Raw genomic sequence first — 23,896 nt, forward strand, 5'->3', positions numbered from 1 at the left:
CCTGATCTTGTTTTTTTACCCCACCCACCCCCTGGGTGGGTTGTGTATGATTTTTTTTTTTTCAAACCCCGGGCCCCCCCCGGGGGGGGGGGGGGGGGCGGGCCCCCCGCCCCCCGCCTCTGGCGTGACTAGCTGCAACCCTCGGCCGGGGGCGCGGTCTCCGACAGCTTCAGGCCCTGGATGCCGCCGAACCACTTCTCCAGCAGCTGCTTCATGGTGCCGTTGTCCCACAGCTTCTTCACCGCGGTGTTGACGGCCTCACACGTCTTGCTGTCGCCCTTCTTCAGGCCGATGCCGTACTTCTCGTCCGTGAAGCCCTGGCCGAGCACCTTGAAGTTGCCGCCGGCCTGCTTGGCGAAGCCCGCCAGGATCAGGTCGTCGGTGGTGACGGCGTCGAGGTTGCTGCCCGACAGCTTCTGCACGCACTCGGAGTAGGTGGCGGCGTCGACGGTCGTGGCGTCGATGTCGAGCTTGCCGTCCGGGGGCGGGTCGGTGACGCGCTTGTAGGAGTTGGAGCCGGCCGCCTTGCAGATCTTCTTGCCCTTGAGATCCTGCGGGGTGTTGATCGCGGTGTCGTCCTTGCGGACCATGATGTCCTGGTGGGCGATCACGTACGGGCCGCCGAAGGACACCTTGCCCTTGCGCTCCTCGGTGATGGAGTACGTGGCGAAGACGATGTCGACGGTGCCGTTCTGGAGGAAGGGCTCGCGGTTGGAGGAGGCCGACTCCTTCCACTCGATCGTGGCGTCCTTGCCGCCGTTCATCTCCTTCAGCACGGCCTTGGCGACGTCGACGTCGAAGCCCTCGGGCTCCGACCCCTTCTTCAAGCCCAGGCTCGGCTGGTCCCACTTGGTGCCGACCACGACCTTGCCGCCGTCCTGGACCTTCTCCAGGACGCTGGCGTAGGTCTTGTCACCGCCGCAGGCGGCCAGAGCGGCGAGCATGCCCACTCCCGTGACCACCGCTCCCAAACGACGCATGTGCATGTATACCTGCCTCAAAATCTCAGTGCGTGAGGATCTTCGAAAGGAAATCACGCGCGCGGTCGGTCTGCGCGTTGGTGAAGAACTCGTCGGGGGTGTTCTCCTCCACGATCTGCCCGTCCGCCATGAAGACCACCCGGTTGGCGGCCCGGCGGGCGAATCCCATCTCATGCGTGACGACCATCATCGTCATGCCGTCACGTGCCAGCCCGATCATCACGTCGAGCACCTCCTGGACCATCTCCGGGTCCAGGGCCGAGGTGGGCTCGTCGAAGAGGATCATCTTCGGGTCCATGGCCAGCGCACGCGCGATCGCGACCCGCTGCTGCTGGCCGCCGGAGAGCTGGGCCGGGTACTTGTCCGCCTGCGCGGCGATGCCCACCCGTTCCAGCAGTTCCATGGCCCGCGTGTCGGCCGACCGGCGGTCCTTGCGGCGCACCTTGATCGGGCCGAGCGTGACGTTCTCACGGATGGTCTTGTGCGCGAACAGGTTGAAGGACTGGAACACCATGCCGACCTCGGACCGCAGCCTGGCCAGCGACCTGCCCTCCTCGGGCAGCACCTGGCCGTCGAACACGATCCTGCCGTCGTCGATGGTCTCCAGGCGGTTGATCGTCCGGCAGAGCGTGGACTTCCCACCGCCCGAAGGCCCGATGACCACCAGAACCTCGCCACGAGAGACGGTCAAGTTGATGTCCTTCAGGACGTGCAAAGCCCCGAAGCGCTTGTTGACGCCCTCCAACTGAACGAGTGGAGTGGCGTCGCCGTTCTCCGTCATGGACCAAAACGGTAGAGGGCATTAAGACGCTGGTCACTAACCAGGTGGTACCGATCCGGTCACATCGTGCCGTCAAGCTGGTGTTTTAGACGGGGGCGGCTGCCGCGAGCCGGACAACGACTACCCTTGAACCTGCCATGACTGTGACCCAGGAGAGCGCCCGCACGTACGAAGTGCGCACATACGGGTGCCAGATGAACGTGCACGACTCCGAGCGCCTTTCCGGCCTGCTGGAAGACGCCGGCTACGTGCCGGCCCCCGACGGCGAGACGGCCGACGTCGTCGTGTTCAACACGTGCGCCGTGCGGGAGAACGCCGACAACCGCCTCTACGGAAACCTCGGCCACCTGCGGCCGGCCAAGACGAGCAACCCGCGCATGCAGATCGCGGTGGGCGGCTGCCTGGCCCAGAAGGACCAGGGTGACATCGTCCGCAAGGCGCCCTGGGTGGACGTCGTCTTCGGCACCCACAACATCGGATCTCTGCCGGTGCTGCTGGAGCGGGCCCGGGTGGCCGGCGAGGCCCAGGTCGAGCTGAAGGAGTCGCTGGAGGTCTTCCCCTCCACCCTGCCCACCAAGCGCGAGTCGGCCTACGCGGCGTGGGTCGCGATCTCGGTCGGCTGCAACAACACCTGCACGTTCTGCATCGTGCCGTCGCTGCGCGGCAAGGAGAAGGACCGCCGTCCCGGCGACGTCCTGTCCGAGGTGCGCACGCTCGTCGGCCAGGGTGTCCTGGAGGTGACACTGCTCGGCCAGAACGTCAACACCTACGGCGTCGAGTTCGGCGACCGGCTGGCCTTCGGCAAGCTCCTGCGCGCCTGCGGCGACGTCGAGGGCCTGGAGCGGGTGCGCTTCACCTCGCCCCACCCGGCCGCCTTCACCGACGACGTCATCGCCGCCATGGCCGAGACGCCCAACGTCATGCACCAGCTCCACATGCCGTTGCAGTCGGGCTCCGACCAGGTGCTGCGGGCCATGCGCCGCTCCTACCGGGCCGAGCGCTACCTCGGCATCATCGAGCGGGTGCGGGCCGCCATGCCCGACGCGGCCATCTCGACCGACATCATCGTCGGCTTCCCCGGCGAGACCGAGGAGGACTTCCAGGCCACCCTCGACGTCGTCCGCCGGAGCCGCTTCGCCAACGCCTTCACCTTCCAGTACTCCATCCGTCCGGGCACGCCGGCGGCCACGATGGAGGACCAGATCCCGAAGGAGGTCGTCCAGGAGCGTTACGAGCGCCTGGTGGCCCTTCAGGAGGAGATCTCCTGGGAGGAGAACAAGAAGCAGGTCGGCCGCACGCTGGAGGTGCTGGTCGCCGAGGGCGAGGGCCGCAAGGACGACGCCACGCGCCGCCTGTCCGGCCGCGCCGCCGACAACCGGCTCGTGCACTTCGCGGTGGGCGAGGAGACCCCCAGGCCCGGTGACATGGTCACGGTCGAGGTCACCTACGCCGCCCCCCACCACCTGGTCGCCGACGGCGCGGTCCGCGCGTTGCGGCGCACGCGGGCCGGCGACGCCTGGGAGGCCCGCCAGGGCGCCCCGGCCAAGGGCCCGGGCGTGCTGCTCGGCATGCCGTCCGTCGGCCGTCCGGCGACTCCCGCCCCGGCCGCCGGAGCCTGCTCGGCCCACTGAGTCACCGCGTTCCCGCACCCCGCCGCCCCTTCAGGACGGCGGGGTGTCCGGCGTGGGTCAGCGGGTGAGCCGGTCGAGGAAGCTGTAGCACGGCTGCCTCCGGAAGTCGTCGAACGTGGCGCACGGGTCGGGCCTGCCGGCCCGTACGGAGGGAGGCGGCGGCGGGGGAGGCGCCTGACGGTCAGGTTCGGGGATGGACCGTTCCCGTGGCGGGGCCTGCGGTGACGCGTGCGGCGCCGGACGGCGTACGGTGGCCCGCCGGGACGGGCGCGGCGGCGCGACGAGCGGCGGATGCGTGGGAACCACCTTGGGAGAGAGCGGGGACGACAGCTCGCCCTTCACCGGCGGGACCGACAGCCTCACCAGCGGGACGGACGGTTCGCCCTTCGCCGGCGTCGCCGTCGCCGTCGTGGGCCGGCCGGGCGCCGGCACGGCCTCCATCCAGCCCGGCGACCACGGGCCCGCCGAAGGGGTGGGCGGCGCCGGGGACGGCTCGGCCACCGGCGAGACCGCGATCCGCGAAGGAAAATACGATCTTGGGATAAGCGGTGTTTCCTGATCGAATTCACGGTGGCTTTGCGGGCGCGATTCCGGAGAACTGGTGAATGCGAGGAAAATCCCGAGGCCGGCCGTGACGAGTACCCCGGCCGCTCCGGCCGCGGCGCCCAGGCGAGGACGGCCACCTGGGCAAACAGATCTTTGGGGGGACAAGTCGTGATTCCTTTGTGATTGGTGTGCGAGCATTCCGCTGATGCGGCTAGTGTGGTCCATCACCCGCGGAAGCCGGCGAGCTTTCCCCGATACGACCGCAGGGAGCTGCACCACCATGCGTGATCCGATCGAAACGGATCGTCAGGAGATCCTCTCCGGGCCGGGCCCGTCCCCGAGGCCCCCGGGCAAGAGCAGGAAGACCGTCATCATCGCCGCCTCGGCCCTGGCCGGCGTGCTCGCCGCGGGCGGCGCCGGCTATCTGCTGGCGGCCAAACCCGGCCAGAGCACCCAGCAGGAGCAGGGCGCCGGCCGTCCGTCCCCGGCCGCGAGCCCCGGCGACGAGGTGTTCGAGGCCGACGAGGACGCCACCATGGGCGACGCCACCACCGACGCCCCCGACGACGGCCTGCCCACCGACGGTTCCGACGACTCCGCCATGGGCGACGCGGTCACGGACACGGGCGGCGGTTCCGACCCCGCCGACAAGGGATCGACCGGTTCCGACCGCACCGGCCGCAACGGCGGCACCGGCGGCACGACGCAGACGGGCACCGGCAAGAAGCCCGGCACGCCGTCCACCAAGGCGCCGGAGCCCGCCGGTGACAACGCCGCCGACGGCCCCGCGGGTCAGCTCAGCGGCCAGTGCGCCAAGAGCGGTTGCTGAGACCCCGCAAGTGGCTCGCCCTTTCCGGCCGGTAATGGACCTGCTGGAGAGCCGGCCGCACTCGTAGGGTGCCGGGCATGACGACTGACAGAGCGGCCACGTCGGCGGCCACGTCGGCGGCCACGTTGCGACGGCTGCACGTGCCCGGCAGCCCGCTGATCCTGCCCAACATCTGGGACGCCGCCTCGGCGCGCGCGGTCCAGGAGGCCGGGTTCCCGGTGGTGGCCACCGGCAGCGCGGCCGTGTCCCGCGTGCTGGGGTACGCCGACGGCGAGAGCACGCCGGTCGGCGAGATGATGGCCGCCGTCGCCCGTATCGCCAGGGCCGTGGACGTGCCCGTGACCGCCGACGTCGAACGCGGTTACGGGCTCGCGCCGGGCGAGCTGGCCGAGCGGCTGGCCGAGGCGGGGGCGGTGGGCTGCAACATCGAGGACTCCGACCCGCGTACCGGCGAGCTGGTGGAGGCCGGGGCGCAGGCGGACTTCCTGGCCGGGATGCGGGCCGCCGCCGGCGACGCCCTCGTGATCAACGCGCGGGTCGACACGTACGTACGGGGCCGGGGCGACCGGGCGGCGGCGGTGGCGCGCGGGCGGCGCTACCTGGAGGCGGGGGCCGACTGCGTGTACCCGATCACGCTGGAGGACGAGGACGAGATCGCGGCCCTGGTCGCCGAGGTGGGCGGGCCGGTGAACATCCTGTTCCGGCCGAAGGCGCCTTCGTACGCGAGGCTGGCGGAGCTGGGGGTGGCCAGGATCAGCTTCGGCGGCGGCCTGCACCAGGCGGCCCACGCCTACGCGCAGGGGCTGTTCGCAGCGATCAAGCAGGGCCGCGACCCTTACACGAGCTGACCACCGCCCTCCGCAGGGCCGCGACGCCTCACGAGCTGACCACCGCCTCCGCACGGCCCCTTGGACGGGCTGACCACCGCCCTCCGCACGGCCACACCCCCTGGACGGGCTGGGCGGCGGTCTCCGGCAGGTGGCGCGTACGCTTGCGCTCGTGCTTGTCGCCGCGGCCGTCTGCCCGCAAACCCCGCTGATCGTGACCGGGTTGCCCGAGCTGCGCGCGGCCTGTCGCGCCGCGGTCGCCGCGCTCCGGGCCGCCCACCCCGACGCGCTGGTCGTGGTGGGCGGGGCGGAGACGACGCGCTCGTACGAGGGTGCCGCGGCGGGCAGCCTGCGACCCTGGGGATTCGAGCTCACCGTGGGCGAGGGCCGTCCCGTGCTGCCGCTGTCCCTGACCGTCGGCCGCTGGCTCCTGAACGACGCCGACGGGGCCTCCGACCGGTCGCCCGCCGCCGACGGCGAGGGGGCTCCTGCCAGGGCGGTCGCGTTCGATGCCGCTCCGGCAGAGTGCCGGGCGGTGGGCGCCGGGCTGGCCGCTGTCGGCAGGGTCGCGCTGCTGGTCATGGCCGACGGCTCGGCCTGCCTGACCCCGCGCGCCCCGGGTCGGTACGACGAGGCGGCCGGGCCGTACAACGCCCTGATCGCCGGAGCGGTCGGCAGGGCGGACGCGGCGGCGCTCGCCGCGCTCGACCCCGTCGAGGCCGACCGGCTGTGGGTGACCGGCCGCGCGGCCCTTCAGGTGCTGGCGGGCGCGGCCGAAGGCACGTCGCTGAAGGGCGGCCTGCTCATGGAGTCCTCGCCCTACGGCGTCGGCTACTTCGCGGGCGTGTGGAGCTGACCGCGCGATCTCCGGGTGCGCGTCAGGGGGTGTAGGGCAGGCGGCGGGGGACGGGGATGCGCATCAGGTCGCGGGCGGTGATCACCTCGCCGTCGAAGCTGCGCCGCACCTCCTCCACGAAGGCCGGCTCCTCGGCGAACCCGTAACGTTCGGAGAAGTGCGTGAGCACCAGCCTGCGCACGCCCGCGTCCGCCGCCACCACCCCCGCCTCGAACGCCGTCAGGTGCCCGTACTCCTTGGCGAGGGCGCTCTCGGCGGACAGGAACGTCGACTCGATCACCAGCAGGTCGGCCCCCGAGGCCAGCTCGAACACGGCGTCGCACAGGCGGGTGTCCATGACGAACGCCGCGCTCTGCCCCGGCCTGGGCTCGCTGCAGTCGGCGAGTGTGACGCCCCGGACCGAGCCCGTGCGCTGGAGCTCGCCGACCTCGGGGCCGCGGATGCCGTGGCGGGCCAGCCGGTCGGGCAGCATGCGGCGGCCGGGCGGCTCCTGGACGCGGTAGCCGTAGGACTCGACGGGGTGGGACAGGCGGCGGGCGATCAGCGGGCCCACCCCGGCCAGCGCGCCGGAGACCGGATGCTCCTCGATGACCGTCGTGTCGGCGAACGCGGCGGCGTGCCGCAGCCTGCGCCAGTAGGTCTGGCCCGCGGCGGGGAAGACCGCGCGCACCGGATGGCGCACCCGGTCGCGGGCGATGCGCTGCACGATCCCGGGCACGCCCAGGCAGTGGTCGCCGTGGAAGTGGGTCACGCACAACCAGTGGACGTCGTTCGCGCTCACCCCGGCGTGCAACATCTGCCGCTGCGTACCCTCGCCGGGGTCGAAAAGGAAGCCTTGCCCGTCCCAGCGCAGAAGGTACCCGTTGTGGTTACGGTGTCGGGTGGGTACCGCGCTGGAGGTGCCCAGCACCACGAGTTCACGTGAGGACATGATGACCACGGTCGCGTTCGCAGAGGTGCCTACACCGGTCGGCCCGTTCGTCCTGGCCGTCACCGAGCGGGGGCTGGTCGCGTCGGGATGGGGTTCCCCCGCTGGACTGGCCGGCAGGCTCGGCCTGGCTGAGGTTCATGATGCGGATCGTACGGCCTCGGCGGTCGGCGAGCTGCACGATTATTTCGCCGGCAAGCTGCGCTCGTTCAGCACGCCCGTGGACTGGCGGCTGATGACCGGCTCGCGGCTGCAGGTGCTCCAGGCCCTCCACGGCGTCCCGTACGGCACCGCCGTCACCTACGGCGAGCTGGCCCGGCGGGCCGGGTCGAGCGTGCCCGCCCGCGGCATCGGTTCGATCATGGGCTCCAACCCGATCCCCATCTTCGTGCCCTGCCACCGGGTGGTCGCGGGCAACGGGCTGGGCGGGTTCAGCGGCGGCGTGGGGGTGGAGACGAAGCGCTGGCTGCTGACCCACGAGGGATACCTCCAGCCGACACTCCTCGACCTGTAGATGGTCCGTCCACACCCGGACAGTTGACACACTGGACGGTGTGCGCCACCAGCCAGTCATCGCCGTCGTGGGCCCCACGGCGGCCGGGAAGTCCGACCTCGCCGTAGACATCGCGCTCCGGCTCGGGGGCGAGTGCGTCAACGCCGACTCCATGCAGCTCTACCGCGGCATGGACATCGGCACGGCCAAGCTCACCCCCGCCGAGCAGCGCGGCGTCCCGCACCACCTGCTGGACGTCTGGGACGTCACGGTGACGGCCAGCGCCGCCGAGTACCAGCGGCTGGTCAGGGAGCTGTTCGCGAAGATCGACGTCCCGGTGCTGGTCGGCGGCAGCGGCCTCTACGTCCGCGCGGCCCTCGACGACCTGGAGTTCCCCGGTACCGACCCGGTGATCCGGGCGCGGCTGGAGGAGGAGCTGGCCGAGCGCGGCCCGGCCCTCCTCTACGAGCGGCTGCGCGAGCTCGACCCGGCCGCCGCCGCGGCGATCCTGCCGAGCAACGGCCGCCGCGTCGTGCGCGCGCTGGAGGTGATCGAGCACTCCGGCCGGCCGTTCTCGGCCACCATGCCGTCCTACGACGCCGTCTATCCCAGCGTGCAGCTCGGCCTCCAGGTGCCGCGCCCCGAGCTCGACGAGCGCATCGAGCTGCGGGTCGAGCGCATGTGGGCCGCGGGCCTGGTCGAGGAGGTCCGCGCGCTGCTCGGCCAGGGCCTGGCCGAGGGCCGCACGGCGGGCCGCGCGCTCGGCTACGCGCAGGTCATCCGCTTCCTGGAGGGGGAGTGGAGCGAGGAGCAGGCGTTCGCCGAGACGGTCAGGGCCACCAGGCGCTTCGCCCGCCGCCAGGAGTCGTGGTTCCGCCGCGACCCCCGGGTGCGCTGGATCCCGTACGACGCCCCCGACCTGCTCGAACGCTCCCTGACGCACATCGCGGAGCCAGGCGCGGCATAAACTCAGGCAATGCGGTTTCTCAAGGGGCACGGCACCGAGAACGATTTCGTCATCCTGCCCGATCCCGACGACGGCCTCGATCTGACGGCCGCCCTCGTGGCCAAGATCTGTGACAGGCGGGCCGGGATCGGCGCCGACGGCGTGCTCCGGGTCGCCAGGACCAAGCAGCACGTGGAGGTGGCCGAGCAGGCCGCGGCGGCCGAGTGGTTCATGGACTATCGCAACGCCGACGGCAGCGTCGCGGAGATGTGCGGCAACGGCGTGCGCGTCTTCGCCCGATACCTGGTCGACGCCGGGCTGGTGGAGGGCACGGAGTTCTGCCTGGCCACCAGGGGCGGCCCGCGCCGGGTCCGGGTCGAGCCCAACGGCGACATCACGGTCGACATGGGCAAGCCCGCCGTGCTGGGGGAGAGCGTGGCCGGCGTCGGCGGCCACGAGTACCCCGGTCTCCATGTGGACATGGGCAACCCCCACCTGGCCTGCGCGATCGGCGACCCGGTCGTCCAGATCGACCTCAGTCGCCAGCCGGGCTTCGACACCGGGGTCTTCCCCGCGGGCGTCAACATCGAGCTGTTCAACCCGGTCGGCGTCAGCCGCGTGGTGATGCGGGTCTACGAGCGCGGCTCGGGCGAGACCCGTTCCTGCGGCACGGGCGCCGTGGCCACCGCCGTGGCCGCCGCCCACCTGTCCGGCGACACCACCGGCACCTGGACCGTCGAGGTCACCGGCGGCTCGCTGACGGTCATCCTCGACGAGGACACGAGCTACCTGTCCGGTCCGGCGGTGATCCTGGCGAGCGGCGAGCTGATGCTTGCAGAATGATGTTCTCCTGAGGGATGCTGGGTCCACTTTCCGAACCGAGAAGGGGTTGAGGATGGCGGACCCACGTACCACGGCGGTTCAGGTCAAGGCGCCCATCGGCCAGTACGGCGGCGGTTTCATGGTCTCCCGCGAGGCCAAGGCCCTCTGCGAGGAACACGGGCTCGGCCCGCGCGAGCTGTACTTCCGCGGGCGGTGCGGGGTGCTCGGCGAGTGCCACGCCGACGTGGTCACCTCGGTGGCGGTCTTCTTCCCCGCCGCCCATGTTGAGGAGAGCTGGAACGGCGGCAGGAAGATGCACGTCGAGCTGGCCGTCGAGCTCTACGCCGAGGCGTGCAGGCAGTGGGGCCGGCGCAAGCTGGGCGGTTACGACGGCTGCGCCAGGCTCGCCGAGCTGCTCGAACCCGTCGTCGCGCAGGCCTCGCCGGTGGGCGCGCCGCTGTTCGCGGGCTGGCGGGCGGTGCCGCTGCCGGACGACCCGCCCGCGCGCGCCGTCCAGCTCATGCACGTCCTGCGCGAGCTGCGCGGCGGCCTGCACGCCAACGCCGTGCTCGCGGCCGGCCTGCACCCCCTGGAGGCCACGCTCGCCGCCACCCACGACACGACCCCCTTCGGCTACGCCGACGGCGTGACGATCGCCAGGTTCTTCACCTGGCCCGAGCCCTACGCGACGCCCGCTCCCGAGGCCGTGGCGCGGCGGGCCCAGGTCGAGGAGACCACCGACGACCTGATGGCCCCGGCCTTCTCGGTCCTGCGCGACAGCGAATCGGACGAGCTGATCGAGCTTCTGCGTTTTGGGCACGCCCGTTGACCTGGCAGACTGACTGCCCATGGACGTGGACATCTGGGCCTGGGTCGGCGAAACCCAGCAGCAGCTTTCCGAGGCGGGCAACGTTGGCCTCGCCATGGCGCTGGGAGACCTTCCCGCACAGGCCTACGAGGGCCGGTATCCGCAGCTCGACGTGATGGCCCCGGCCATCGCCCAGCAGGCCGAGACGCTTGAGCTGCCCTGGCTGGAGTTCTACGCCCGCTACTGGCACCTCATGGGCCGCATCGGCGACCGGGCCCAGGGCGCGGTGGCCATCGACGACGCGCGGCAGCTCCTCACGTTCGCCCAGCGCGAAGACGTGCGCGACTGCCCGGCCACCCCGGCCGCCGTCGAGGCGATGGCCGTCGTGTGGGCCAACACCGACGGCCCCGGCTACGCCGGCGACCGCCTGGAGACGGTGGACGCCTTCCTGGAGGGCATGAGCCCGGAGCGGCCCGCCTTCTGCGGCCTGGTGACCCAATACGTCGCGGCGCTCGTCGACGCGGGCAGGGCCGGCGAGGCCGTCACCTACGCGGAGTCCGCGGTCGAGCGGCTGCGCACGGCCGGGCGCGAGGCGAGCTGGGAGCTCGGCGCCGAGGGCGCCCGCGCGCTGCTGGCCGCCGGCCGGGCCGACGACGCGCTGGCCGCACTGCAGGCCGCCGCCGACTTCGCCCCCGACGACCCGCCCGCCAAGGCCCACCGCGAGGGCGTGCGCCGCGCGCTCATCCTGGCCGAGCTCGGCCGCACGGCCGAGGCCGTCGACGCGCTGCCCGACCTCGACGTGGTCGGCGAGCACCCGCGCGTCTTCGTCGAGTGGTCGAACGCGGTCGCCAAGCTGGCCGGGTCCTCCCAGATCACCAACACCTGGCAGCTCGGCCGGGTGCTGCGCCAGTGGATCGACTACTTCGGCATGATGGGCGGCTACCGCGCCCGCGTCGAGCTCGCGCTGGTCGCGGGCGACCTGGCCATCGCCAGGAAGGGCGTGTGGCAGGCCCGGCTGCTCGCCGACCTGGCCGAGTCCGGCGCGGCCGAGCTGCGCGAGACCGGCGACCTCGGTGAGCGCGTCGCCGCGCTGCGCGGCGCCGCCGACGCCACCTCCGAGCCGGAGGCCCCCGGCCCCCTGTCGGAGCGGGTCGGGCTGTTCGACGCCGCCGACGGCTTCAACGCCGACCCCGAGAAGTGGGTGGGCTGGCTCGCGCCGCTGTCCGGCGACGACCTTGAGGCCACCCGCCGCCACACCACCACGCTCGGCTTCCTCGGCTTCCCCGCGGCGGGCGCCGACATCTACTGGAAGCTGCTGGTCGACTCGGGCGACACCGCCTCCGCCGACCCCGACGACGTGGCCTACCTGACCACCCTGCTCATCGAGGCCCGCCAGGACGAGCGGCTGGAGCAGATGGCGGCGCTGCTGCCACACGCCGCCCAGCACCTCGCGCTGGCCCGCCTCCACAGCGCCCGCGAGCGCTGGCCGGAGACGCTCGACGCCGCCGAGCACGCGGTCGCGGCCGGCGCCGGCATCGAGGCCAGGCGCCTGCTGTCCGGCGCCGCCCAGCAGCTCGACCACAACGACAGGGCCGCCGGCGTGCTGCTGGAGGTGGTCGACGAGCTGACCGACGAGGACACCTGGCGCATGATCGTCATGGCCACCTCGGCGGAGGACTGGGACACCGTGCGCAAGGGCGCGGCCAAGATCGGCATGCCGATCAAGTCCAAGCAGGGCCCGATCGAGGAGGAGATGGGCCTGATCCGGCTCATCCTCCCGGCGCCCGACGGCGGCCAGCGCCAGGTGCTGTCCATCCGTACCGGCCCGGCCACCGCCCGGCTGGCGCTGCCGCAGCCGCGCGGCATGGACTACAACGCCGGCGACCTGGTCGTGTTCGACCCGCAGCTGCTGGAGCCCGTCCCTGAGGACCCGCAGGAGCAGCAGAACTTCGTGCCGCCGTTCGCGGCCGTGCGGATCCTGCGGCCCGGCGGCTACACCAGCTACTTCTTCGACGGCGCCGCGCCGAGCGAGGAGGACTGGGCGGAGTTCACCGAGGTCATGGCCGAGCGCGGCTGGCCGATGTGGGTCTACAGCGACGAGAACTACACCGTCACCCACCCGACCAGCGGCGAGCCGCTGCCGGGCGTGTTCGGCTGGGTCGCGGTGCCGCCGGACGTGTCGGCCGCCGAGGTCGACGCCCTGCTCGACGACGCCACCGAGCGCTGGGTGCACCCGCTGGCCTGGCTCGACCTGGCCCGCGAGATCGACGTCGAGATCGAGCGGCACGAGCGCATCGTCAAGGAATACGGGCTCTGACGTGCTGGAGCGCTTCAGCCTCGACGGCAGGGTCGCCATCGTCACGGGCGCGTCGTCGGGGCTGGGCGTGGCCTTCGCCCGCGGGCTGGCCGAGGCCGGCGCCGACATCGTGATCGGCGCCCGGCGCAAAGAACGGCTGGAGGAGACCCGGCGCCTGGTCGAGGAGACCGGGCGCCGCTGCCTGGCCCTCCAGACCGACGTGGCGGTGCCGGAGGACTGCGACGCGCTGGTGGCCGCGGCCGTGGCCGAGTTCGGCGCGGTCGACGTGCTGATCAACAACGCGGGGGTCGGCACCGCCGTGCCCGCGCTGCGCGAGCGGCCGGAGGAGTTCCGCCGGGTGGTGGAGATCAACCTGCACGGCACGTACTGGATGGCGCAGGCGTGCGCGCGGGTGATGCGGCCGGGCTCGTCGATCGTGAACGTCGGCAGCATCCTCGGCGCGACCACCGCCGGGCTGCCGCAGGCCGCCTACAGCGCGTCGAAGGCGGCCGTCGCCGGGCTCACCCGCGACCTGGCCCAGCAGTGGACGGCCCGGCGCGGCATCCGGGTCAACTGCCTTGCGCCGGGGTTCTTCGCCTCGGAGATGACCGAGCAGTATCCCCCCGGCTACCTGGAGAGCATGCTGGAGCTGCGGGTGCCGATGAAGCGGGCCGGAGACCCGGTCGAGCTGGTGGCGGCGGCGGTCTTCCTGGCCGGTGACGCCTCCTCGTACGTCACCGGCGTGACGCTGCCCGTCGACGGCGGCATCCTGATCACGTAGAGGGTCCTTCTAGTACGTTGTCGGGAATGACCGCCCCCTTCGTACGCCCGTACCGTTCCGCCGATCTGGCCGCCGTCTACGACATCTGCGTGCGCACCGCCGACGCCGGTGGCGACGCCCGCGGCCATTACGCCTCCGACCTGCTCATGGGCGACATCTTCGCCGTCCCGTACGTGACCCTGGAGCCCGAGCACGCCCACGTCGTGGACGACGGCACGGGCCGGGCCGTCGGCTACGTCGTGGGCACGGCGGACACCGCGGCGTTCGTCCGCCGCTACCGCGAGGAGTGGATCCCGATGTCCGCCGATCGTTGTCCCCTTCCCGCCGACCCGCCGGTCACGCCCGACGACGTGATGCTCGCCCTGCACCACCGTCCCGAGCGCATGCTGGTGCCCGAGCTGGCCGGCCACCCCGCCCACCTGCACATCGACCTGCTGCCCGGCTGGCAGGGCAGGGGCTGGGGGCGCCGGCTCATGAGCGCCTTCGTCGACGGCCTGCGTGCCGCCGGGGTGGCTCGGCTGCATCTGGGGATGGTCAGCACCAACGCGCCCGCCCGGGCCTTCTACGACCGGCTCGGGTTCACCGAGCTGGCGGTGGCCGACGCGGGGCCGGTGACGTACCTCGGGCGGGACACCTCGCCGCTCGGCTAGCTCTTGTCGCTGAGGATCCGGGGCCTTATGTTCGTTGCGTAGTCCGGTGCGTGTTGCGTAATAAGGAACAACCGGAGGCGTGATGGGTCGGCCGCGCGTAGTGATCATCGGAGCGGGAATCGTGGGATGCGCGGTGGCCGACGAGCTCGCCGAACGCGGCTGGACCGACGTCACCGTGGTGGAGCAGGGCCCGCTCTTCGCCGCGGGCGGCTCCAGCTCGCACGCCCCCGGCCTGGTCTTCCAGACGAACCCGTCGAAGACCATGACCGAGTTCGCCGCCTACACCGTGCGCAAGTACACCGCCCTCGGCGGGCACTGCTTCCGGCAGGTCGGCGGGCTGGAGGTGGCCACCACCCCCGAGCGCTGGACCGACCTGCACCGCAAGCTCGGCTGGGCGCAGTCGTGGGGCGTCGAGGGCCGCCTGCTGGACGCCGAGGAGTGCGCCCGGCTGTGGCCGATGCTGGACCGGAGCCGGGTGCTGGGCGGCCTGCACGTGCCCAGCGACGGCCTGGCCGCCGCGGTGGCCTGCGGCGAGACGCAGGCGGCGCGGGCCACCGAACGCGGGGCCCGGTTCCTCGGCGGGCACACCGTGACCGGCGTCGAGCAGAAGGGCGGCCGGGTCACCGGCGTGTCCTGCGCGGTCGCGGGCGAGCACCGGACCATCCCGGCCGACGTGATCGTGTGCGCGGCCGGGTTCTGGGGCCCGTCGATCGGCGAGATGGCCGGGCTGAGCGTGCCGCTGCTGCCGCTGGCCCACCAATACGCGAAGTCCGGCCCCCTGCCCCCGCAGCCCGAGGGCCCCATCCTCCGCCACCAGGACCGCGACCTGTACGCCCGGCAGCACGGCGACCGCATCGGCATCGGCTCCTACGCCCACCGCCCCATGCCGGTCGCCCAGCACGAGATCGGCCCCAAGGGCACCATCATGCCCTCGGTCCAGTCGTTCACCGTGGAGGACTTCGACCCCGCCTGGCGCGACGCGGCCGACCTGCTGCCCGCGCTCGCCGAGTCCAAGTACGAGGACGGCATCAACGGCGTCTTCTCCTTCACCGCCGACGGCTTCCCGCTGATCGGCGAGGCGCCGCACCTGGACGGGTTCTGGCTGGCCGAGGCCGTCTGGGTGACGCACTCGGCCGGGGTGGCCAGGGCGGTCGCCGACCTGCTGGTGACCGGCCGGTCGCGGGTGGACCTGCACGAGTGCGAGCTCGCCAGGTTCGAGCAGGCGCAACTGTCGCCCGCCTACGTCGAGGAGCGCGGCAGGCAGAACTTCGTCGAGGTCTACGACGTCATTCACCCGTTGCAGCCCATGGAGTCGCCGCGCCCGATGCGGACCAGCCCGTTCCACCCCCGCCAGGTGGAGCTGGGCGCGTTCTTCCTGGAGTCGGCCGGGTGGGAGCGGCCGCACTGGTTCGAGGCGAACGAGCCGCTGCTGGCCGGTCTCGAAGAGCCGCGGATCGGCGCCGACCGGCGGGACGCGTGGGCCGGCCGGTACTGGTCCCCCGTCGCCGCAGCCGAGGTGTGGGCCACCCGCGAGCGGGTCGCGCTCTACGACATGACCTCGCTCAAGCGCATCGAGGTCAGCGGTCCGGGCGCGGCGGCGTTCCTCCAGCACATGACCACGAACAACGTGGACAAACGGCCCGGGACGGTCACCTACACCCTGCTCCTGGACGCCGGCGGCGGCATCCGCTCCGACCTCACGGCGGCGCGGCTGGAGGAGGACAGGTTCCAGATCGGCGCGAACGGCAACCTCGACCTCGACTGGCTGACCCGGCACGCGCCCCGAGGGGTGCACATCAGAGACATCACGCCCGGCACCTGCTGCGTCGGCGTGTGGGGGCCGCAGGCCAGGGAGCTGGTGCAGGGGCTCACCGACATGGACCTGTCCAACGAGAACTTCCGCTACTTCACCTGCCGGTCCGGGTACGTCGGGCAGGTGCCGGTGCTCGCGATGCGCGTCTCGTACGTGGGCGAGCTGGGCTGGGAGCTCTACACCGGCGCCGACATGGGACTCAAGTTGTGGGACACGCTCCGGGCCACCGGGATGCCGGTCGCGGGCGGACGGGCCGCGTTCAACAGCCTCCGGCTGGAGAAGGGCTACCGGCTCTGGGGCGTGGACATGACCACCGAGCACGACCCGTACGAGGCCGGGCTGGGGTTCGCGGTCAAGGCGGACAAGGACTTCCACGGCCGCGACGCGCTCTCCGCCGAGCCGTCCCGCAGGCTCGTGCCGCTGCTCAGCGCGGAGGTCGTCATGGGCAAGGAACCGGTCTCGCACGACGGCCGCGTCGTCGGGTACGTCACCAGCGCCGCGTACGGGCACACCGTCGGCCGTCCCATCGCCTACGCCTGGTTGCCGGCCGAGCTGGCCGGGCCGGGGACGCGGGTGGACATCTCCTACTTCGGCCGCCGCGTGCCCGCGGAGGTCGCCGCCGAGCCGCTGTTCGACCCCCGGATGGAGAAGATCAGACGTTGACCCACCCCGGCTTCCTCTGGCGCAACCCCGATCCGAGGCCCTCCTACGACGTGGTCGTCGTGGGCGGCGGCGGGCACGGCCTGGCCACCGCCTACTACCTGGCCAGGAACCACGGCCTGACGAACGTCGCCGTCCTGGAGAAGGGCTGGCTGGCCGGCGGGAACATGGCGCGCAACACCACCATCATCCGCTCCAACTATCTGTGGGACGAGAGCGCCGCCATCTACGAGCACTCGCTGAAGCTGTGGGAGGGCCTGAGCGCGGACCTGGACTACGACCTGCAGTTCAGCCAGCGCGGCGTGCTCAACCTGGCGCACAACCTGGGCGACGTGCGCGAGGGCAGGCGGCGGGTCAACGCCAACCGGCTCAACGGCGTGGACGCCGAATGGCTGGACGCCGACGAGGTCAGGAAGTTCTGCCCGATCGTCAACGTGTCCGACCGGGCCCGCTACCCCGTCCTGGGGGCCACCTTGCAGCGGCGCGGCGGCATCGCCAAGCACGACCACGTCGCCTGGGCGCTGGCCCGCAAGGCGGACGCGTACGGCGTCGACCTGATCCAGGGGTGCGAGGTCACCGGGTTCGAGATCACCGGGAACCGGGTGACGGGCGTGCGGACCTCGCGCGGGCCCATCGCGGCGGGCAAGGTCGCGCTCGCCTCGGCCGGGCACACCTCGGTCCTGGCCGAGCGGGCCGGGATCCGGCTGCCGCTGCAGTCGCACCCGCTCCAGGCGCTGGTGTCGGAGCTGCTGGAGCCGGTGCTCGACTGCGTGGTCATGTCCAACGCCGTCCACGTGTACGTCAGCCAGGCGCACAAGGGCGAGCTGGTCATGGGGGCGGGCATCGACGCGTACAACTCCTACGGGCAGCGCGGCGGGTTCCACGTGATCGAGGCGCAGATGGCGGCGGCCCTGGAGCTGTTCCCGCTCTTCAGCCGGGTCCGCGTGCTGCGGACGTGGGCCGGGATCGTGGACGTCTCGCCGGACGCCTCCCCGATCATCGGCGCCACCCCCGTGGACGGCCTCTACGTCAACGCCGGCTGGGGCACCGGCGGCTTCAAGGCGACCCCCGGCTCCGGCTGGGTGTACGCCGACACGATCGCCAACGGCCGGCCGCACCCGCTCGCCGAGCCGTTCGCGCTGGAGCGCTTCACCACGGGGGCGCTCATCGACGAGCACGGCGCGGCGGCGGTGGCCCACTGATGCTGCTCCTCGACTGCCCCCACTGCGGCCCCCGCGACGAGAACGAGTTCCACTACGGCGGCCAGGCCGGGATCCCCTACCCGCAGGCCCCCGCCGAGCTGTCCGACCAGGAGTGGGCCGCCTACGTCTTCCTGCGCGACAACCCCAAGGGCTGGTTCCGCGAACGCTGGTTCCACACCCACGGCTGCCGGACCTGGTTCACCGTCGAGCGGCACACGGTCACGCACGAGATCAGGAAGGCGCCATGAGGTTCACCTTCGACGGCCGTCCCCTCCAGGGGGAACCGGGCGACACGCTGGCCGCCGCGCTGCTGCGCAACGGGGTGCGCGTGGTGGGCCGGGGCGTGGAGTCCGGCCGCCCGCGCGGCGTCTTCTCGGCCGGCCCCGAGGAGCCGAACGCCCTGGTCCGCGTCGGCGCCGACCCCATGCTGGCGGCCACGACCGTGGAGCTGCGCGACGGGCTGGAGGCGTGGAGCCTGCGCGGCAAGGGCCGGGTGGACCTCGGCGCGGCCGACGACCGCCGCTGCGACAAGGGGTACCTGCACTGCGACGTGCTGGTGGTCGGCGGCGGCCCGGCCGGGCTCGCGGCCGCCGCCGCGGCCCGCGAGGCCCGGGTGATCCTGCTCGACGACCAGCCCCGCCTGGGCGGCGACCTGCTGAACAGCCGGGTGCTGCTCGACGGCGCGCCGGCGCTGGACTGGGTGGACTCGCTGGACCTGTCCGGCGTGCGGGTGCTCACCAGGACCACGGCCGTCGGCTACTACGATCACGACTACGTGGTGGCCGTGGAACGGCGGGCGCGCGGCGAGCGGCTGTGGCACATCAGGGCCCGCCGGGTGGTCCTGGCGACCGGCGCACACGAGCGCTCGCTCGCCTTCCCCGGCAACGACCGGCCCGGCGTCATGCTGGCCTCGGCCGCCCGCGCCTACGCCAACCGCTACGGCGTGCTCCCCGGCTGCCGCGCGGTCGTGTTCGCCTGCGCCGACTCCGGTTACGAGGCCGCCGAGGACCTGCGCGCGGCCGGAGTGGAGATCGCCGCGATCGTCGACCCGCGCCCCGAAGGTCTCACCCCCGACGCCCTGGCCGGGCAGGTGGTGACCGGCACCACGGCCGGCGCGGACGGCGTGCTGACCGGCGTGCGGGTGGGGGAGCGGCACATCGAGGCCGACCTGCTGGCCGTGGCGGGCGGCTGGAACCCGGCCGTGCACCTGTTCAGCCAGTCGCGGGGACGGGTGCGCTTCGACGAGGGTTTGCAGGCGTTCGTCCCGGACGTCTCCGCCCAGGCCGAATGCTCCGCGGGCGCCTGCCGCGGCCTGTACGGCACCCGCGAGGCCATCGCCGACGGCCACGCCGCCGGACGGGAGGCCGCCGGATCGGCCGCCCGCGAACTCCGCGTGCCGGAGTGCGACGAGCGGCCGCCACGTCCACCGGCCGCGTTGTGGCTGGTCGAGGGCGACGGCGACGAGCCCGCCTTCGCCGACCTGCACCGCGACGTGACCGTGGCCGACCTGGCCAGGGCGACCGGGACCGGGATGCGCTCGGTCGAGCACGTCAAGCGCTACACCACCGCGGGCACCGGCGCCGACCAGGGCAAGACGTCGGGAGCGGTCGTCGTGGGCGTGATGTCGGCCCTGCTCGGGACCGCGCCCGGGCAGGTGGGCACCACCACGTTCCGGCCGCCGTACACGCCGGTGTCGTTCGCGACGCTGGCCGGGCGCGACCGGGGCGCGCTCTCCGACCCGGTCAGGACCACCGCCATGCACGCCTCGCACGTCGCGGCCGGAGCGGTGTTCGAGGACGTCGGCCAGTGGAAACGCCCCCGCTACTTCCCGTTGGACGGCGAGCCGATGGAGGCGGCCGTCTCGCGCGAGTGCCGGGCCGCCCGCACGTCCGTCGCCGCCATGGACGCCTCCACCCTGGGCAAGATCGACATCCGGGGCGCGGACGCGGGCGAGTTCCTGGACCGGATCTACACCAACATGTACTCCACGCTCGCCGTCGGCGCCTGCCGCTACGGGCTCATGTGCCGGGCCGACGGCATGGTGTTCGACGACGGCACCACGACCAGGCTCGCCGACGACCACTACCTGATGACCACGACCACCGGCAACGCGGCCGCGGTGCTCGACTGGCTGGAGGAGTGGCGGCAGACCGAGTGGCCGGTGCTCGACGTCTCCTTCACCTCGGTGACCGACCACTGGGCGACGGTGGCCGTGGCCGGCCCCAAGGCACGGCGGGTGATCGCCGCCGTCGCGCCCGGCGCGCTCGGCCTGCCCTTCATGCGGTACGCGGAGACGGACGTGCTCGGCGTGCCCGGCCGGGTGTTCCGGATCAGCTTCTCCGGCGAGCTGGCCTACGAGGTGAACGTGCCCTGGCCGTACGGCAGGGCGTTGTGGGAGGCGGTGCTCGGGCTGGGCGCGGTGCCGTACGGGACCGAGGCGATGCACGTGCTGCGGGCCGAGAAGGGGTTCGCCATCGTCGGCCAGGAGACCGACGGCACGGTCACGCCGCGGGACCTCGGCATGTCGTGGATCGTCTCGGCGCGCAAGCCCGACTTCGTGGGCAAACGCTCGCACGCCCGGCCCGACACCGCCCGCGACGGCCGCAAACGCCTGGTCGGCCTGCTGGCCGACGACCCCGCGACGCCGATCGAGGAGGGCGCCCAGCTCGTCAGGGGCGGGCCGGGCGCGCCCATGCTGGGCCACGTGACCTCCGGCTACGCCAGCGCGGCGCTCGGCCGGACGTTCGCGCTGGCCATGGTCAGGGACGCCGTGCCGGGCGACCGGCTCACGGCGGTGTCGGGGACGGCGGCGCACGGCGTGACGGTCGTCGAGCCGGTCCTGTACGACCAGGACAACGCCCGCCGCGACGGCGACCCCCTGGAGGAGGACGTGCCCGCCGGCCCGGTTCTCGGGCGGGAGAGCCCGGCGGCGGCCTTCGCCGGGCGGTTCGCGGCGGCGAGCGGGCCGTCGGTGCGGCTGCGCGAGCTGCCGTTCGAGCCGATGTGGGAGGTCCGGGGCGCCGATCCCGGCGTGGGGCTGCGGCTCGGCCCGTCCTGGTGGCTGGTCACCGGGGACGCCGCGCCGGGGCCCGGCTGGGTGGACGTCTCGGGGCAGCGCACGATCCTGGAGCTGTCCGGGCCGGACGCGGACGACGTCCTGGTCACCGGCTGTCCCGTGGACCTGCATCCGGACGTGTTCCCGGGGCACGCGCAGACCTTCCTGGGGAAGACCTCGGTGATCCTGGAACGGCGGGCGTCCGGCGGGTACCGGATCCACGTCAGGTCGTCGTTCACGTCGTACCTGGCGGAGTGGCTCTTGGACGCCATTTTGGCGTTATAAGACCATTTAGGGGTACTTGCTATACCTAGACTTTACGAAAACCGAAGTCTGGGGGATCACGTGCGCGTACGGGCGTTCACGGCCGGTCTGGCCGCAGTGACGATGTTGACCGGCTGTGGCGGCCTGGCGGCGCGGTCGGGCGGCCCGGACCCGGCCAAGCCGGACTCGGCGTCGGTCTCGGACGCCCGCAAGAAGCTGGACAAGCTCAAGGTCAAGGGCCGCGCCCCGCGCACCGGCTTCGACCGGGACGCGTTCGGCCCCGCCTGGGCCGACGTCGACCACAACGGCTGCGACACCCGCAACGACATCCTCAAGCGCGACATGAAGGACGAGACGTTCAAGTCGGGCACCCACGACTGCATCGTGCTCACCGGCACGCTGGACGACCCCTACAGCGGCAAGACCATCACGTTCAAGCGCGGCCAGGACACCAGCACAGCCGTCCAGATCGACCATCTGGTGCCGCTGTCGGACGCCTGGCAGAAGGGCGCCCAGCAATGGTCGCCCACCAAGCGCAAGGAGTTCGCCAACGACCCGCTGAACCTGCTGGCGGTGGACGGCCCGCTGAACAACCAGAAGAGCGACTCCGACGCGGCCACCTGGCTGCCGCCGCGCAAGGCGTACCGGTGCGCCTACATCACCCGCCAGATCGACGTGAAGAGCAAGTACGACGTCTGGATCACCGACGGTGAGAAGAGCGCCATGGAAGGCATACTCAAGGACTGCTGAGACCCGCGTCAGGGGGCGGTCAGCGTCAGCTCCACGCGGGCCCCGCCGCCCTCGGGCCCCGCGACGGCCAGCGTGCCGCCGCAGGACTCGGCGGTACGCCGGGCGATGTCCAGCCCGAGCCCGGTCGAGCCGCCCCCGCTGTTCCCCCGCTCCAGCAACCCCGGGTCGAACCCCGGCCCCGAGTCCTCCACCACCAGCAGGGCCCCGCCGGGCCGGGACGACAGCCGTACGGCCATCGCGGTCCCCTCCGGGGTGTGCGCGAACACGTTGCCGAGCAGCGCGTCCACGCACGCGGCCAGTTCCTCGCCGCCGACGGCGACCGGCGCGGGGGCGTCGGGCAGCGACACCGACACCGGCCGTCCCTGGTCCTCGGCCAGCACCGACCAGAACCGCACCCGCTCCCGCACCACCTCGGCCGCGTCGCACGGGCCGCGCCCGGCCGAGCGCCGCCGCGCCTCGGTGATGACCGTGCTGACCGCCCGCTCCAGCGCGTCCACCCTGGACTGCACCCGGGCGGCCTCCTCCGGGTCGCGCAGCGACTCCGCCTCCAGCCGCAGGCCGGTCAGCGGCGTGCGCAGCCGGTGGGACAGGTCGGCGACCGACTCGCGCTCGGCGGCCAGCAGGTCGCCGATGCGCCCGGCCAGATGGTTGAGCGCCAGCGCCACCGACCGCACCTCGGGCGGCCCGCCCGGCTCGGCCCGCGCGCTCAGGTCGCCGCCGGCCAGCCGGTGCGACACCCGCGCCAGCCCGACCACGGGCCTGGTCACGGCCAGCGCCAGCCGGTCGGCCAGCACGATGCCGAGCACCACGAGCCCCAGCCCGAGCACCAGCAGCGCCAGCCAGGCCGCCCGCACGCCGTGCGTCAGCTCGTCGTCCGGCACGAACACCCTGATCACGGCCGTGCCGCCGGTCGACTGCGCCGACACCAGCACCTCCCTGCCGCCGGGGGCGACGGCGGTCACGCTGCGGCCGGTCGCGGCCAGCCGTACGGCGTCGGAGCGGGCGGCGGGCGCGCCCATCGTCTTCCCGCCGGGCAGGAACACCGTCACGCGCCGGGGCACCTGCTCGACGGCCAGCGGCAGGTCGGGCGTGCCGACCGCGACCGCGACGGACTCGGCGGCGGCGGTGGCCCTGCTCATCGCGCCGTTCTCGGCCACCGTCCCGATCAGCAGCGCCATCGGCACCAGCAACGCGATCAGCACGAGCGACGTCGTCGCCGCCACCAGCAGCGCCAGCCAGCGCCTCACGACGGCTCGACCAGCTTGACCCCGACGCCTCTGACGGTGTGCAGGTAGCGGGGTTCCGCCGCGGTCTCGCCGAGCTTCCTGCGCAGCCACGACAGGTGCACGTCCACGGTCTTGTCGGCCCCGCCGTACGGGAGCCGCCACACCTCCGTCAGCAGCTCGCGCTTGGTGACCACCTCGCCGGGCCGCGCCGCGAGGAAGTGCAGCACGTCGAACTCGCGCGGCGTGAGGTCGAGCGACACGCCGTCGAGCGTGGCCGTGCGCGCCCGGGGATCGACGCGCAGGCCGCCCACGGCCAGTGGTTCCGGCGCGGCCTCGCCCGCGCGCCGCAGCACCGCGCGCACCCGGGCGTCGAGCTGCCGGGCGCTGTACGGCTTGACCACGTAGTCGTCGGCCCCCGCGTCCAGGACGGGCACCATCTCGGCGTCGCCGTCGCGGGCGGTCGCCACGATCACCGGCACCCGGCTCACCGCCCGCAACATCCGCAGCAGCTCGACGCCGTCGAGGTCGGGCAGGCCCAGGTCGAGCACGATCAGGTCGGGACGGTCCTGCACGGCCAGCCGCAACCCCTCCAGCGCGGTCGGGGAGGAGGACACCGCGTGGCCGAGATCGCGCAGGCCCCGGCTCAACGACGTCCGGATGGTCACGTCGTCTTCGATGAGCAGGATGTCAGCCATATACCCAAACCGTAGACGGTCCCTGACGATGCCCCGAGCATCCTTAGTGTCGCCTTA

At 72.7% G+C, this 23,896-nt stretch carries 22 protein-coding genes; 17 read left to right on the forward strand and 5 right to left on the reverse strand.

The window, feature by feature from the left end:
* Positions 1-128: 128 nt before the first annotated feature.
* A complete protein-coding gene (locus ACIHAD_RS21840) occupies positions 129-980 on the reverse strand; it encodes a glutamate ABC transporter substrate-binding protein (protein ID WP_397356380.1) in 852 nt (283 codons plus the stop codon).
* A 25-nt stretch (positions 981-1,005) separates the two neighbouring features.
* Entirely contained in the window at positions 1,006-1,761 is a 756-nt protein-coding gene (locus tag ACIHAD_RS21845; protein WP_397356381.1) for an amino acid ABC transporter ATP-binding protein, read from the reverse strand.
* A 137-nt stretch (positions 1,762-1,898) separates the two neighbouring features.
* On the opposite strand from ACIHAD_RS21845, the gene miaB reads away from it, so the two are divergent.
* The 5 genes from miaB (at position 1,899) to ACIHAD_RS21870 (ending at position 6,450) form a co-directional block, all read left to right on the forward strand.
* Positions 1,899-3,392, forward strand: coding sequence for a tRNA (N6-isopentenyl adenosine(37)-C2)-methylthiotransferase MiaB (miaB, locus tag ACIHAD_RS21850; RefSeq protein WP_397356382.1), 1,494 nt, complete (start codon positions 1,899-1,901; stop codon positions 3,390-3,392).
* Between the two features lie 193 nt (positions 3,393-3,585).
* The gene (locus ACIHAD_RS21855) at positions 3,586-3,951 is read left to right on the forward strand and encodes a hypothetical protein (RefSeq protein ID WP_397356383.1); all 366 of its coding nucleotides are present in this window, start codon (positions 3,586-3,588) and stop codon (positions 3,949-3,951) included.
* Positions 3,952-4,218: 267 nt separating this feature from the next.
* Complete coding sequence (locus ACIHAD_RS21860) at positions 4,219-4,767, forward strand: hypothetical protein (protein ID WP_397356385.1); 549 nt, start codon at positions 4,219-4,221, stop codon at positions 4,765-4,767.
* 77 nt (positions 4,768-4,844) lie between these two features.
* Positions 4,845-5,615 (forward strand): isocitrate lyase/phosphoenolpyruvate mutase family protein, encoded by a 771-nt coding sequence (locus tag ACIHAD_RS21865; RefSeq protein WP_397356386.1) that lies wholly within the window; start codon positions 4,845-4,847, stop codon positions 5,613-5,615.
* 151 nt (positions 5,616-5,766) lie between these two features.
* Positions 5,767-6,450, forward strand: coding sequence for a hypothetical protein (locus tag ACIHAD_RS21870; protein WP_397356387.1), 684 nt, complete (start codon positions 5,767-5,769; stop codon positions 6,448-6,450).
* Between the two features lie 22 nt (positions 6,451-6,472).
* On the opposite strand, the gene ACIHAD_RS21875 is transcribed toward ACIHAD_RS21870, so the two are convergent.
* Entirely contained in the window at positions 6,473-7,381 is a 909-nt protein-coding gene (locus ACIHAD_RS21875; RefSeq protein ID WP_397356388.1) for a ribonuclease Z, read from the reverse strand.
* Between ACIHAD_RS21875 and ACIHAD_RS21880 the strand changes: the two genes are divergently transcribed.
* The 12 genes from ACIHAD_RS21880 (at position 7,380) to ACIHAD_RS21935 (ending at position 21,918) form a co-directional block, all read left to right on the forward strand.
* Positions 7,380-7,892, forward strand: coding sequence for a methylated-DNA--[protein]-cysteine S-methyltransferase (locus ACIHAD_RS21880; RefSeq protein ID WP_397356389.1), 513 nt, complete (start codon positions 7,380-7,382; stop codon positions 7,890-7,892). The two genes, ACIHAD_RS21875 and ACIHAD_RS21880, sit on opposite strands and share 2 nt — an antisense overlap.
* A gap of 40 nt (positions 7,893-7,932) precedes the next feature.
* Positions 7,933-8,838, forward strand: coding sequence for a tRNA (adenosine(37)-N6)-dimethylallyltransferase MiaA (gene miaA, locus ACIHAD_RS21885; RefSeq protein WP_397356390.1), 906 nt, complete (start codon positions 7,933-7,935; stop codon positions 8,836-8,838).
* Positions 8,839-8,847: 9 nt separating this feature from the next.
* Positions 8,848-9,660: a diaminopimelate epimerase gene (gene dapF / locus ACIHAD_RS21890; protein WP_397356392.1), complete on the forward strand. Its 813-nt coding sequence runs from the start codon at positions 8,848-8,850 to the stop codon at positions 9,658-9,660.
* 52 nt (positions 9,661-9,712) lie between these two features.
* On the forward strand, positions 9,713-10,468 hold the full coding sequence (locus ACIHAD_RS21895; RefSeq protein ID WP_397356393.1) for a hypothetical protein: 756 nt from the start codon (positions 9,713-9,715) through the stop codon (positions 10,466-10,468).
* A gap of 19 nt (positions 10,469-10,487) precedes the next feature.
* Positions 10,488-12,764, forward strand: a complete 2,277-nt coding sequence (locus ACIHAD_RS21900; protein ID WP_397356394.1) for a tetratricopeptide repeat protein — start codon at positions 10,488-10,490, stop codon at positions 12,762-12,764.
* A gap of 1 nt (position 12,765) precedes the next feature.
* Complete coding sequence (locus ACIHAD_RS21905) at positions 12,766-13,524, forward strand: SDR family NAD(P)-dependent oxidoreductase (protein WP_397356395.1); 759 nt, start codon at positions 12,766-12,768, stop codon at positions 13,522-13,524.
* 26 nt (positions 13,525-13,550) lie between these two features.
* Complete coding sequence (locus ACIHAD_RS21910) at positions 13,551-14,174, forward strand: GNAT family N-acetyltransferase (protein ID WP_397356396.1); 624 nt, start codon at positions 13,551-13,553, stop codon at positions 14,172-14,174.
* An 82-nt stretch (positions 14,175-14,256) separates the two neighbouring features.
* Positions 14,257-16,650, forward strand: coding sequence for an FAD-dependent oxidoreductase (locus ACIHAD_RS21915; RefSeq protein WP_397356763.1), 2,394 nt, complete (start codon positions 14,257-14,259; stop codon positions 16,648-16,650).
* Positions 16,647-17,849, forward strand: coding sequence for a sarcosine oxidase subunit beta family protein (locus ACIHAD_RS21920; protein WP_397356397.1), 1,203 nt, complete (start codon positions 16,647-16,649; stop codon positions 17,847-17,849). The genes ACIHAD_RS21915 and ACIHAD_RS21920 overlap by 4 nt, the downstream gene beginning before the upstream one ends.
* A complete protein-coding gene (locus tag ACIHAD_RS21925) occupies positions 17,849-18,097 on the forward strand; it encodes a sarcosine oxidase subunit delta (RefSeq protein ID WP_397356398.1) in 249 nt (82 codons plus the stop codon). Before ACIHAD_RS21920 ends, ACIHAD_RS21925 begins: the two co-directional genes overlap by 1 nt.
* Entirely contained in the window at positions 18,094-21,189 is a 3,096-nt protein-coding gene (locus ACIHAD_RS21930; protein WP_397356399.1) for a 2Fe-2S iron-sulfur cluster-binding protein, read from the forward strand. Before ACIHAD_RS21925 ends, ACIHAD_RS21930 begins: the two co-directional genes overlap by 4 nt.
* Before the next feature lie 60 nt (positions 21,190-21,249).
* A complete protein-coding gene (locus ACIHAD_RS21935) occupies positions 21,250-21,918 on the forward strand; it encodes an HNH endonuclease family protein (RefSeq protein ID WP_397356400.1) in 669 nt (222 codons plus the stop codon).
* Between the two features lie 8 nt (positions 21,919-21,926).
* Here the strand turns inward: ACIHAD_RS21935 and ACIHAD_RS21940 are convergent, their stop codons facing one another.
* Complete coding sequence (locus ACIHAD_RS21940) at positions 21,927-23,165, reverse strand: sensor histidine kinase (protein ID WP_397356401.1); 1,239 nt, start codon at positions 23,163-23,165, stop codon at positions 21,927-21,929.
* A complete protein-coding gene (locus ACIHAD_RS21945; RefSeq protein ID WP_397356403.1) occupies positions 23,162-23,839 on the reverse strand; it encodes a response regulator transcription factor in 678 nt (225 codons plus the stop codon). Before ACIHAD_RS21945 ends, ACIHAD_RS21940 begins: the two co-directional genes overlap by 4 nt.
* Positions 23,840-23,896 lie beyond the last annotated feature (57 nt).

Origin of the sequence: Nonomuraea sp. NPDC052265 (assembly GCF_044547985.1) — a bacterium.
GTDB lineage: Bacteria > Actinomycetota > Actinomycetes > Streptosporangiales > Streptosporangiaceae > Nonomuraea.

What these genes read in the sequence shown, in the direction of transcription:
- ACIHAD_RS21860 (WP_397356385.1), top strand. Translation starts at nt 4,219, where the DNA reads ATGCGTGATCCGATCGAAACGGATCGTCAGGAGATCCTCTCCGGGCCG.
- ACIHAD_RS21865 (WP_397356386.1), top strand. Translation starts at nt 4,845, where the DNA reads ATGACGACTGACAGAGCGGCCACGTCGGCGGCCACGTCGGCGGCCACG.
- miaB (WP_397356382.1), top strand. Translation starts at nt 1,899, where the DNA reads ATGACTGTGACCCAGGAGAGCGCCCGCACGTACGAAGTGCGCACATAC.
- ACIHAD_RS21930 (WP_397356399.1), top strand. Translation starts at nt 18,094, where the DNA reads ATGAGGTTCACCTTCGACGGCCGTCCCCTCCAGGGGGAACCGGGCGAC.
- ACIHAD_RS21925 (WP_397356398.1), top strand. Translation starts at nt 17,849, where the DNA reads ATGCTGCTCCTCGACTGCCCCCACTGCGGCCCCCGCGACGAGAACGAG.
- ACIHAD_RS21945 (WP_397356403.1), bottom strand. Translation starts at nt 23,839, where the DNA reads ATGGCTGACATCCTGCTCATCGAAGACGACGTGACCATCCGGACGTCG.
- ACIHAD_RS21880 (WP_397356389.1), top strand. Translation starts at nt 7,380, where the DNA reads ATGATGACCACGGTCGCGTTCGCAGAGGTGCCTACACCGGTCGGCCCG.
- ACIHAD_RS21855 (WP_397356383.1), top strand. Translation starts at nt 3,586, where the DNA reads ATGGACCGTTCCCGTGGCGGGGCCTGCGGTGACGCGTGCGGCGCCGGA.
- ACIHAD_RS21900 (WP_397356394.1), top strand. Translation starts at nt 10,488, where the DNA reads ATGGACGTGGACATCTGGGCCTGGGTCGGCGAAACCCAGCAGCAGCTT.
- ACIHAD_RS21845 (WP_397356381.1), bottom strand. Translation starts at nt 1,761, where the DNA reads ATGACGGAGAACGGCGACGCCACTCCACTCGTTCAGTTGGAGGGCGTC.
- ACIHAD_RS21875 (WP_397356388.1), bottom strand. Translation starts at nt 7,381, where the DNA reads ATGTCCTCACGTGAACTCGTGGTGCTGGGCACCTCCAGCGCGGTACCC.
- ACIHAD_RS21895 (WP_397356393.1), top strand. Translation starts at nt 9,713, where the DNA reads ATGGCGGACCCACGTACCACGGCGGTTCAGGTCAAGGCGCCCATCGGC.
- ACIHAD_RS21910 (WP_397356396.1), top strand. Translation starts at nt 13,551, where the DNA reads ATGACCGCCCCCTTCGTACGCCCGTACCGTTCCGCCGATCTGGCCGCC.
- ACIHAD_RS21915 (WP_397356763.1), top strand. Translation starts at nt 14,257, where the DNA reads ATGGGTCGGCCGCGCGTAGTGATCATCGGAGCGGGAATCGTGGGATGC.
- dapF (WP_397356392.1), top strand. Translation starts at nt 8,848, where the DNA reads ATGCGGTTTCTCAAGGGGCACGGCACCGAGAACGATTTCGTCATCCTG.
- ACIHAD_RS21840 (WP_397356380.1), bottom strand. Translation starts at nt 980, where the DNA reads ATGCGTCGTTTGGGAGCGGTGGTCACGGGAGTGGGCATGCTCGCCGCT.